Here is a 9,162-nt window from a genome sequence, read left to right on the forward strand (position 1 = left end):
AAAATGCCTCTGATTTGCTCGTTCCGCCCGCCGAGACCGAAATCAAAGGCAAAAATGCCTCTGATTTGCTCGTTCCGCCCGCCGGAGACCGAAATCAAAGGCAAAAATGCCTTTGATTTGAGCTCGATGCTCTTTGCTCGATGCTCTTTGCTCGATGCTCTTTGCTCGATACTCTTTGCTCAATGCTCTTCGCTCAATTACTCATCGTTCAATTGCTCTTCACGCAAGTCATATCCACTTTCATCCGCAACCTGTCCATCCCGGCCAGCCTGCGTTGTCCAAATTTCAGGATAAGCTGTTGTTATTTTTTGCGAAGAGGGCTCGTATACATAGCAGTACAAACTGATCCTAGTAGTTGAAAGGGGCAATGATTAATGAAACATATGACAAAAGTCCGCGGGCTGTCTGCGGCTTGCCTGCTCACGGTTCCGATTCTGCTGTCCGGCTGCGGCCTGTTCGGCTCGGAGTCGGCAGCGGTTGATCCGCCGCCGGAGGAGATCGAAGCGCAGATGCTGGAGATCAGCGGCAGCACCACACTAGATACAGGAGTGTTCGGACCCGTTGCAGAGGATGCAGGAGCTGCAGCGGACACCGGACAGCAAGAAGCTATCGCTCCCGGAGAGCGGACGACAGTCTACCTTCAGGACAGTAACGGTCTCCTGGCCCCGGTAGCGCTGAAGCTTCCGGAGGGAGACAGCAACACAATGCTGAAGGACTCGCTCACCGCACTGGTCAGCAAGGGAGCCTATGCATCCACTGTACCGGAAGGCTTCAGCGGCATACTGCCCGCCGGAACCGAAGTGCAGAATGTCTCGATAGACAAGAACAAAATTGCTGTAGTTGAGTTCAACTCTGTATTTAATGAATACAAGCCGGCTGATGAACGGACGATTCTTGAAGCCATTACCTGGACCCTGACCGGACAGGAAGGCATTGAGGGCGTACAGCTGTGGGTAGACGGCAAAAAGCTGACCGAAATGCCGCTCCAAGGCACGCCTCTGGACCACCCGCTGTCCCGTTCCTTTGGAATCAATCTGCCGCGTAACGGACCGGTGCTGATGAACTCTACTGCAGTCACTGTTTATTTTTCCGCAGCAACACCAGACGGCACTCAACAGTATTATGTTCCGGTTACGCGCTTTGTACCCGCCGGAGAGGACCGGGTAAAAGCGGCGCTGAATGAGCTGATTGCCGGTCCGGAATCGGCAGGCGGCCTGGAAATGGTGATGACGGGAGGAACCGCAATCGATTCGGTGGAGGCCGGGCAGAACGGCGTAGTTACAGTATCGCTGACCGATGATATGTTTGAAGATGCGCAGAATGTTCCTGCGGAAATGCTGGAATCCGTGGTGCTTACTGTAGCTCAAAATGCGGATGATGCTCCGGTGCAGATCCGCCTGAACGGCCAGGAAACGGTCACCGGAACGGATAATGTCAACTATGGGCAGCCCGTGTCCGCACCGGAGTATGTGAACGCACTGGCGCTGTAAAAGAATTTGGTCTGGGCAAAAGATGCTTTTGTGCTTTCTCTTTGGTAGAATAAAGTTTGCTAAGCAAAAAACGGATAATGCCCTCCCGGGTGTTATCGTTTCGCGCGCAAAGTCCAGATATTGACTCCGCTTGGCGGACGCGTTAACTTTAGCTACTCAAGATGCAGGAGGCAGACTATGACAAGATCAAACGGGCGTAACAGCGACCAGCTCCGGCCGCTTACGATTACAACCCAAACTAATAAATATGCAGAGGGCTCTGTTCTGATTGAAATGGGCGACACAAAGGTTATTGTGACGGCTACAGTAGACGAGAAGGTTCCGCCGTTTCTGAAGGGACAGGGCAAAGGCTGGGTAACCGCCGAATACTCGATGCTGCCCCGGGCAACCCAGACACGCAACCAGCGTGAAGCCGCACGCGGCAAGCTGACAGGACGGACGATGGAGATCCAGAGGCTGATCGGGCGTGCGCTCCGCTCTGTGGTGAATTTGCAGGCACTCGGTGAGCGCAGCATTACGCTGGACTGCGACGTTATCCAGGCGGACGGCGGTACGCGGACAGCTTCGATTACTGGAGCTTTTGTGGCGATGGCCTTTGCCATTAACAAAATCGCTCTTCAGCACAAGCTGGCTGTATTCCCGATTACAGACTATCTGGCGGCCATCAGTGTCGGTGTTGTCGGGGACAAAGCGCTGCTTGACCTGAACTATGAGGAAGATTCCAAGGCGAAGGTCGATATGAATGTGGTGATGACCGGGGGCGGCGCTTTTGTGGAGCTGCAGGGTACCGGTGAAGAGCGGCCGTTCACCCGCCAGGAGCTGGACGAGCTACTCGGTCTCGGCGAGAAGGGTATTTATGAACTGATCGCCGTACAAAAGGAAGTGCTCGGCCCGATTGCACTCAAAATCCCTTCCGGCCAGCCCGGACAAGAGGTGTAGCATGAGTAACAGCGGCGGCATCCTGATTGTTGCGACAAAGAACAAAGGCAAGGTCCGCGAGTTCCAGCATGCTTTTGCACCACTCGGCCTGACTGTCAAGAGCATGTTCGACTACCCGGAGCTGCCGGATGTAGTGGAGGACGGCACCACCTTTGCCGAGAATGCGCTCAAAAATCAAGGGCAGTCGGCGAGGCCCTCGGCCTGCCCGTACTGTCGGATGATTCCGGCCTGTGTGTCGATGCGCTGGACGGCAAACCTGGAGTATACTCCGCCCGTTATGCCGGCGAGGGTGCACAGGATCAGGAGAACAATCTCAAGCTGCTGAGCGAGCTGGAGCGCATGAAGCAGGGCGAGGACACCGGCCAGCCGCTGCTTAGCACGGCCCGTTTTGTCTGTGCGTTATCGCTTTATGATCCGTCAGACGGATCTGAGCTGACTGCGGAGGGGACAGTCGAGGGCTGGATTACCTCGGAGCCTGCGGGCGCCGGGGGCTTCGGATATGATCCGCTTTTTTATCTTCCGGAGTATGAGAAGACGATGGCGGAGCTGACGCTCGAAGAGAAGCAGAAGATCAGCCACCGCGGAACGGCGCTCCGCCTGCTGACGGATAAGCTGGCCGCGAAGCAGGGCAATAACGGCTAGCCCTATACGATTGATAAATAAAGACTCTGTTTGCTGCATAGGCGGGCAGAGTCTTTTTGCGTTTTTATAAGGCGGCTCCCTCCAAAAAATAAACTCCACATGCAATACTTCGCAGTGGCTGTTTTAGAGCATAAGATGATTTTATCCCCTGATTACAGAAATTTCCCCCTGGCGGATTGCGCCGTGATGCCTGAAAATTAGAATTACCTTCATCTCTTAATGATGTCAGAAATATCCAAAATTCTGCTGCTTAACTTCCCCACGATTCCCCTACCTGACACCTTTTATCTCAACAACATTTTCATGAGCCCTCAGATTCATAGCTTTACAGGCAAAGGAACAGCCCGAAGGGCGGCTTTGTGCGCGCGTTTTTCCATTATCAGTCTATTAACAGACAGCCGTAACATTGCTAGAAACGCAGAGTGAGGGTGAATCCAGAACCGGGAAGCGGGGTGAGTGCTGGGCTTAACCGGACTTGCAGAGGGATTGCCGCTGGGGTCCGAATACTGTCGCTGATTCTTGGCTGGTGAAAAGCATTGCTGTGAGAATATACCGGGGAGGTAACACTTGCATGCTGAAAAAGAAATCGCGGAAGGCTGTTGCGCTGGGGCTGGCGGCTGCTTTGTTTATTACGCTGTTTGCTGCGCTCGGCGGCAGCGTCAAAACGGCAAATGCTGAAGGCAATAATTACAAGATAGTCGGTTATTACGCGTCCTGGGCCGCTTACGGACGGCTATTTAATGTAGCGGATATCGATGCCACCAAAATGAATGTAATCAACTACGCGTTTGCCGACATCTGCTGGAACGGGGTGCACGGCAATCCGGACCCCACCGGGCCGAATCCGGTCACCTGGACCTGTCAAAACGAGCAGGGTCAGGCCATCAGTGTGCCAAACGGCACAATCGTGCTCGGCGATCCGTGGATCGATGCCCAGAAAAGCTTCGGGGATGACAAATGGGACGACCCGATCAAAGGCAATCTGAAGCAGCTGTGGAAGCTCAAGGAGAAAAATCCGAACCTGAAGACCATGATCTCCATCGGCGGCTGGACCTGGTCGAACCGCTTCTCGGATGTGGCGGCAACAGCCGCTACCCGTGAGGTGTTCGCCAATTCTGCTGTAGATTTCATCCGTAAATACAAGATGGACGGCGTCGATCTGGACTGGGAATATCCGGTGAGCGGAGGATTGACCGGCAACAGCTACCGCCCGGAGGATAAACAGAATTATGTGCTGCTGCTGCAAAAAATACGCGAAAAGCTGAACGCGGCAGGTACTGCCGACGGCAAAACCTACCTGTTGACCATCGCCTCCGGCGCCAGCCCGGCTTACGTCCAGAACAATAACCTGAGCGGAATCGCAGCGGTCGTAGACTGGATCAACATTATGACCTATGATTTCAACGGAAGCTGGAATACGACAACTGGACATAATGCCCCACTGTATTATGATCCTGCCACCGCCTCCACCGGACTGACTGAGCCTGCGAATTATAATATCGACAAGGCAGTTACCAACTATCTGGGTGCAGGGGTTCCCGCAGGCAAGCTGGTGCTGGGAATGCCGTTCTACGGCCGCGGCTGGGGCGGAGCACCGGCTGCAGGCAACGGGCAGTACCAAGTGTCCGCCGGTATTTCCTCAACAGGCACCTGGGAAAAGGGCAATTATGATTTCTATGATCTGGAAGCCAACTATATCAATAAAAACGGCTATACCCGTTATTGGAACAATACCGCCAAGGTGCCTTATCTGTATAATCCGTCGACTCAGACCTATATCAGCTACGATGATGCAGAATCCCTGGGCTATAAAATCAGCTACCTGAAGTCTAAGGGACTGGCCGGAGCCATGTTCTGGGAGACGAGCGGCGACCGCAACCGGACACTGCAGACCAAGCTCAGTGCCGAGCTTGGGGGAGGAGTGATCCCGACGCCGGCTCCAACCGCGACAGTGTCGCCGACACCTGTACCAACCGTGACACCTACAGCAACGCCGAAACCAAGCACAACACCAGCTCCGACAGCTACAGCAACTCCGGCGCCAACTGCCACACCGAAACCAAGTGCTACTCCGGCGCCAACCGCCACGGTAGTACCTACGCCTACAGCAACACCTGGTCAATGTACTGCGCCTGCCTGGACTTCAACCGGGATATACACACAGGGCCAGCAGGTTTCTTATGGCGGTTACGTATACGAAGCCCAGTGGTGGACCCAAGGTGACCGTCCGGATCTGAGCGGCGCGTATGGCGTATGGAAGGTGACCGGTGTCTGCGGCAATGCGACAGCAACGCCAGCCCCGACGGCCACTGCCACCCCTGCCCCAACGGCTGTGCCAACGGCAACTCCTGCCGCTACGGCTACTCCGGGTGCTGGTACCTGGGCAGCGGGCATCGCTTATAAGGCAGGGGATACTGTGTCCTATAATGGACAGTCGTATATCTGCCAGCAGGCCCACACCTCGCTGGCCGGCTGGGAGCCGGCAACTACACCTGCCCTCTGGAAGCTGAAGTAACAGCAGCTTAAGCGGCAGTATTAAAAGCCTGCGGAGAAGAACAGCTTCTCTGCAGGCTTTTTGATATGGGCGGCAAGTGCTGTCAGGATGGGGAAGAGATTTATTCATAACCTTCCACCCGTTGAAATATACTAAAAATGCCTGCTTTTGTCCCGGTCAGGGAAATTGATGCAACGCACTGCCGTTTTATTCGTTTATAAGTAGTATATAGCGGAAGGTGGTGAGGTCACCTATGGTTGCATGGGTGCTATGGTTAGTCGCGGCCGGTGTTCTGCTTGTAATTGAAATGTTTACGCTTACTTTTTATTTGTTCTGGCTTACTATCGGGGCTGTGGCAGCGCTGCTCGTATCGCTTGTCTGGCCTGATGCTGTTCTGCTGCAGGTATTGGCCGGTGCGCTGGTAACGGTGCTGCTGACCGTGTTCTCAAAGCCGCTGGTTGCCCGGTTCAGGCACTCGCGCGGTTTCAAGGATATTGGAACCGAAATTATCGGGCGTCAGGGGATTGTGGCGGAGCCGGTGGAGCCGGGACGTTACGGGCAGGTTAAGGTCGGCGGCGATACCTGGAGTGCCGTATCCGGCCAGGTGCTGGCCAAAGATGAGTTAGTCAGAGTCATCCGCAGAAGCTCCACTATTATCGAAGTAGAACGATGGGAGGATTTTAGCTGATGGATTCATGGATCATTATCGGGATTATTGTTGCAGTCGTTGTTGTATTTGTTGCACTGACGATCAAAATCGTTCCTCAGCAGCGTGTAGGCGTGGTCGAACGGCTCGGGAAATTCAACCGCCTGCTTACGCCGGGGCTGAACATTCTGATCCCGGTCATTGATCAGGTGCGGACGTATCATGATCTGCGGATCCAGCAGGCCAATGTGCCGCCGCAGACCGTTATTACGAAGGATAACGTGCAGGTGCAGATTGATACGATTATCTTCTACCAGGTGGTCGGCCCGGAACAGGCAACTTATGGTATTTCCGATTATGTATACGGGGTACGCAATATCTCCACGGCAACGATGCGGCAGATTATCGGGAAGCTGGAGCTGGATGAAACCCTGTCCGGCCGGGAAAAAATCTCCGCCGATATCCGTCTGGCCCTGGACGAAGCGACCGAGAAATGGGGCGTACGGATCGAGCGCGTCGAGGTTATTGATATCAAGCCGCCGCTCGATATCCAGGAAGCGATGGATAAGCAGATGAAGGCGGAACGCAGCAAGCGTGCGATAGTGCTTGAAGCGGAAGCTGCCAAGCAGGATATGATCCTGCGTGCGGAAGGTGACAAGCAGAGTAAGATCCTCAAGGCTGAAGGGGATAAAGAAGCGCGTATCCGTCAGGCGGAAGGTCTGCGGCAGGCCCAGGAGCTGGAAGCGCTTGGTCAGGCCAAGGCCATCCAGGCTGTAGCCGAAGCCGAGAAGGCACGGATTCAGCTGATCAGCACTGCAGGGCTGGATGAACGGGTGCTGGCCTACCAGTCCTTTGATGCGCTGACCGAAATCTCCAAGGGGCCGGCCAACAAGGTGTTCCTGCCGAGCAGCACCGTTGAGGCGCTGGGCTCACTGGGTGCGATCGCCGAGGTGTTTAAGGCGGGCAAGGAAGGCAAATAAGCAGCGGCGGCAGGTTTTACAATTGCGGCACATTCCGTTAAAGTAAAAGCAAACCTAAATCTAAGTGGTTGCTTATTTATGCGGCGATACTTTAAGGAGAAGATACTGTGACGCAAAGAGAAATTTCCCCGCTGGTAGCAGCGCTGGGCCTGGAGCCCCACGTTGAAGGCGGATGGTACAAGAGACTATGGAACTCATCCTTTGAAATCCCCCAGGAAACACTCGGCAGCAACTATTCGGGAGCAAGAGCCTCGGCTTCCTCGATTTACTTCCTGCTTCATCCTGGTGAAACTTCGGAGTGGCATACGGTGCTGTCCGATGAAATCTGGCTGTGGCACTCCGGCAGTCCGATTGTCCTGAGCCTGGGCGGCAGCGGCGAGCAGCCTGAGAATGCAACGGAGGTCGTACTCGGCGCCGATGTATTGGCCGGACAGCAGCCTCAGGTCGTTATTCCGGCAGGCGTCTGGCAGGCGGCACGGAACCTCGGCGATGAGCCGGTACTGGTCTCCTGCATCGTATCCCCGGAATTCAGCTTTGATGATTTCAAGCTGATCGAGAAATAATAAGGAGCGTCTGCTGCGGGTGCGGCGGACGCTTTTTTTTGGTTGTGCTGTTACTGCCTGCCACACTGTAAACAGCAGGTTCCTGAACGCCCGGGGGCTGCACTTTTGGTAGCGCTACCGCAATCTGTTATAATCTTGTTGAATCCGGGCTGATTACTCAGCCATTTTTGAGGTTATAAGAAGCTTGATCACACCAATAGGCTTGGAGGGTTAACAATGAGCGAACTAAATGGACCATTCTCAGGCGGACCTACACTGAATGACGGGGCGACTATGCCGTGGCTGGGCCTCGGCGTATGGCAGACCAAGGATGGCGAGGAAGTCATCCGTGCGGTGAAAACGGCGGTTGAAACGGGATACCGCAGCATTGATACGGCTGCCGGATACAATAATGAAGAAGGCGTCGGACAAGCGATCCGCGAATGCGGAGTGCCGCGGGACGAGCTGTTCATCACGACCAAGGTGCGTAACCCTGACCAGGGATATGAATCGACGCTAAAGGCTTTTGAGGTAAGCCGCAAGAAGCTTGGGCTGGATGTTATTGACCTGTACCTGATCCACTGGCCGGTAGCCGGCAAATACCGGGATACCTGGAAGGCGCTGATCCACCTTCAGAAGGAGGGGCTTGTCAAATCCATCGGCGTCAGCAACTTCCAGGTGCATCACCTGCAGGATATCATTGACGATACCGGCGTGGTTCCTGCCGTTAACCAGATTGAATTCCATCCGCTGCTGACCCAGCGTGAGGTGCTGAAATTCGCCAAAGCGCATGACATTCAGGTGGAGGCCTGGAGCCCGCTGATGCAGGGTAACCTGGATATTCCGCTCCTGAAGGAAATTGCGGAAAGATACGGCAAGACGGTGGCACAGATTGTATTGCGCTGGGATCTGCAGCAGGGTGTCATTACAATTCCCAAGTCGGTGCATGCCGAGCGGATTGTAGAGAATGCCGGCTTCTTCGACTTCACTTTAAGTGACGATGATGTCAAGGCTATTGAGGACCTGAACCAGAATCACCGCTTCGGCCCGGATCCGGATAATTTCAATTTCTAGGATGGCCAGGGGCAATGAAGGATACAGTAGGATATAAAGCGCTGGAGTAACAGAAGGTTAACCGGCAAGTGAAGAGCAAGCCGCGCGTATGCAACGTACGCGGCTTGCTCTTTGTGCTGCACTTGTAAGGGATCCACCGCTGAGAGTAAACGGGACGCTGTGTCTGCGGGGGACAAAGAAGAAACCTTGCAGGCATCATGCAGCATGCCCTTGATTTGGCCCGCGCAGCCCGAATCGGGAGAATGAAGGGCAAAAATGCCCTTGAATTGGTGCGCGGCCCGAATGGACAGAATGAAGGGCAAAAATGCCCTTGATTTCGCCTGCGTAGCCCGAATCGGGAGAATGAAGGCAAAAA

Annotated in this window: 7 protein-coding genes and 1 pseudogene; all 8 read left to right on the forward strand. The window is 54.5% G+C overall.

What is annotated here, in order from left to right:
- The first annotated feature begins 374 nt into the window (after positions 1–374).
- The 8 genes and pseudogenes from AWJ19_RS09925 (at position 375) to AWJ19_RS09960 (ending at position 8,807) form a co-directional block, all read left to right on the forward strand.
- Positions 375–1,490 (forward strand): GerMN domain-containing protein, encoded by a 1,116-nt coding sequence (locus tag AWJ19_RS09925; RefSeq protein WP_068723359.1) that lies wholly within the window; start codon positions 375–377, stop codon positions 1,488–1,490.
- Between the two features lie 177 nt (positions 1,491–1,667).
- On the forward strand, positions 1,668–2,429 hold the full coding sequence (rph, locus tag AWJ19_RS09930) for a ribonuclease PH (RefSeq protein WP_068723360.1): 762 nt from the start codon (positions 1,668–1,670) through the stop codon (positions 2,427–2,429).
- Between the two features lies 1 nt (position 2,430).
- Positions 2,431–3,071: pseudogene (locus AWJ19_RS09935) on the forward strand (XTP/dITP diphosphatase).
- A gap of 571 nt (positions 3,072–3,642) precedes the next feature.
- Positions 3,643–5,586, forward strand: coding sequence for a glycosyl hydrolase family 18 protein (locus AWJ19_RS09940; protein ID WP_068723361.1), 1,944 nt, complete (start codon positions 3,643–3,645; stop codon positions 5,584–5,586).
- A 232-nt stretch (positions 5,587–5,818) separates the two neighbouring features.
- Positions 5,819–6,253, forward strand: a complete 435-nt coding sequence (locus tag AWJ19_RS09945; protein WP_068723362.1) for an NfeD family protein — start codon at positions 5,819–5,821, stop codon at positions 6,251–6,253.
- The gene (locus AWJ19_RS09950; protein WP_068723363.1) at positions 6,253–7,191 is read left to right on the forward strand and encodes an SPFH domain-containing protein; all 939 of its coding nucleotides are present in this window, start codon (positions 6,253–6,255) and stop codon (positions 7,189–7,191) included. Before AWJ19_RS09945 ends, AWJ19_RS09950 begins: the two co-directional genes overlap by 1 nt.
- A gap of 107 nt (positions 7,192–7,298) precedes the next feature.
- The gene (locus AWJ19_RS09955; RefSeq protein WP_068723365.1) at positions 7,299–7,754 is read left to right on the forward strand and encodes a cupin domain-containing protein; all 456 of its coding nucleotides are present in this window, start codon (positions 7,299–7,301) and stop codon (positions 7,752–7,754) included.
- Positions 7,755–7,970: 216 nt separating this feature from the next.
- Positions 7,971–8,807, forward strand: a complete 837-nt coding sequence (locus tag AWJ19_RS09960) for an aldo/keto reductase (protein WP_068723366.1) — start codon at positions 7,971–7,973, stop codon at positions 8,805–8,807.
- Positions 8,808–9,162 lie beyond the last annotated feature (355 nt).

It is taken from the genome of Paenibacillus sp. DMB5, from assembly GCF_001517085.1.
Taxonomy (GTDB): Bacteria; Bacillota; Bacilli; order Paenibacillales; family Paenibacillaceae; genus Paenibacillus_AQ.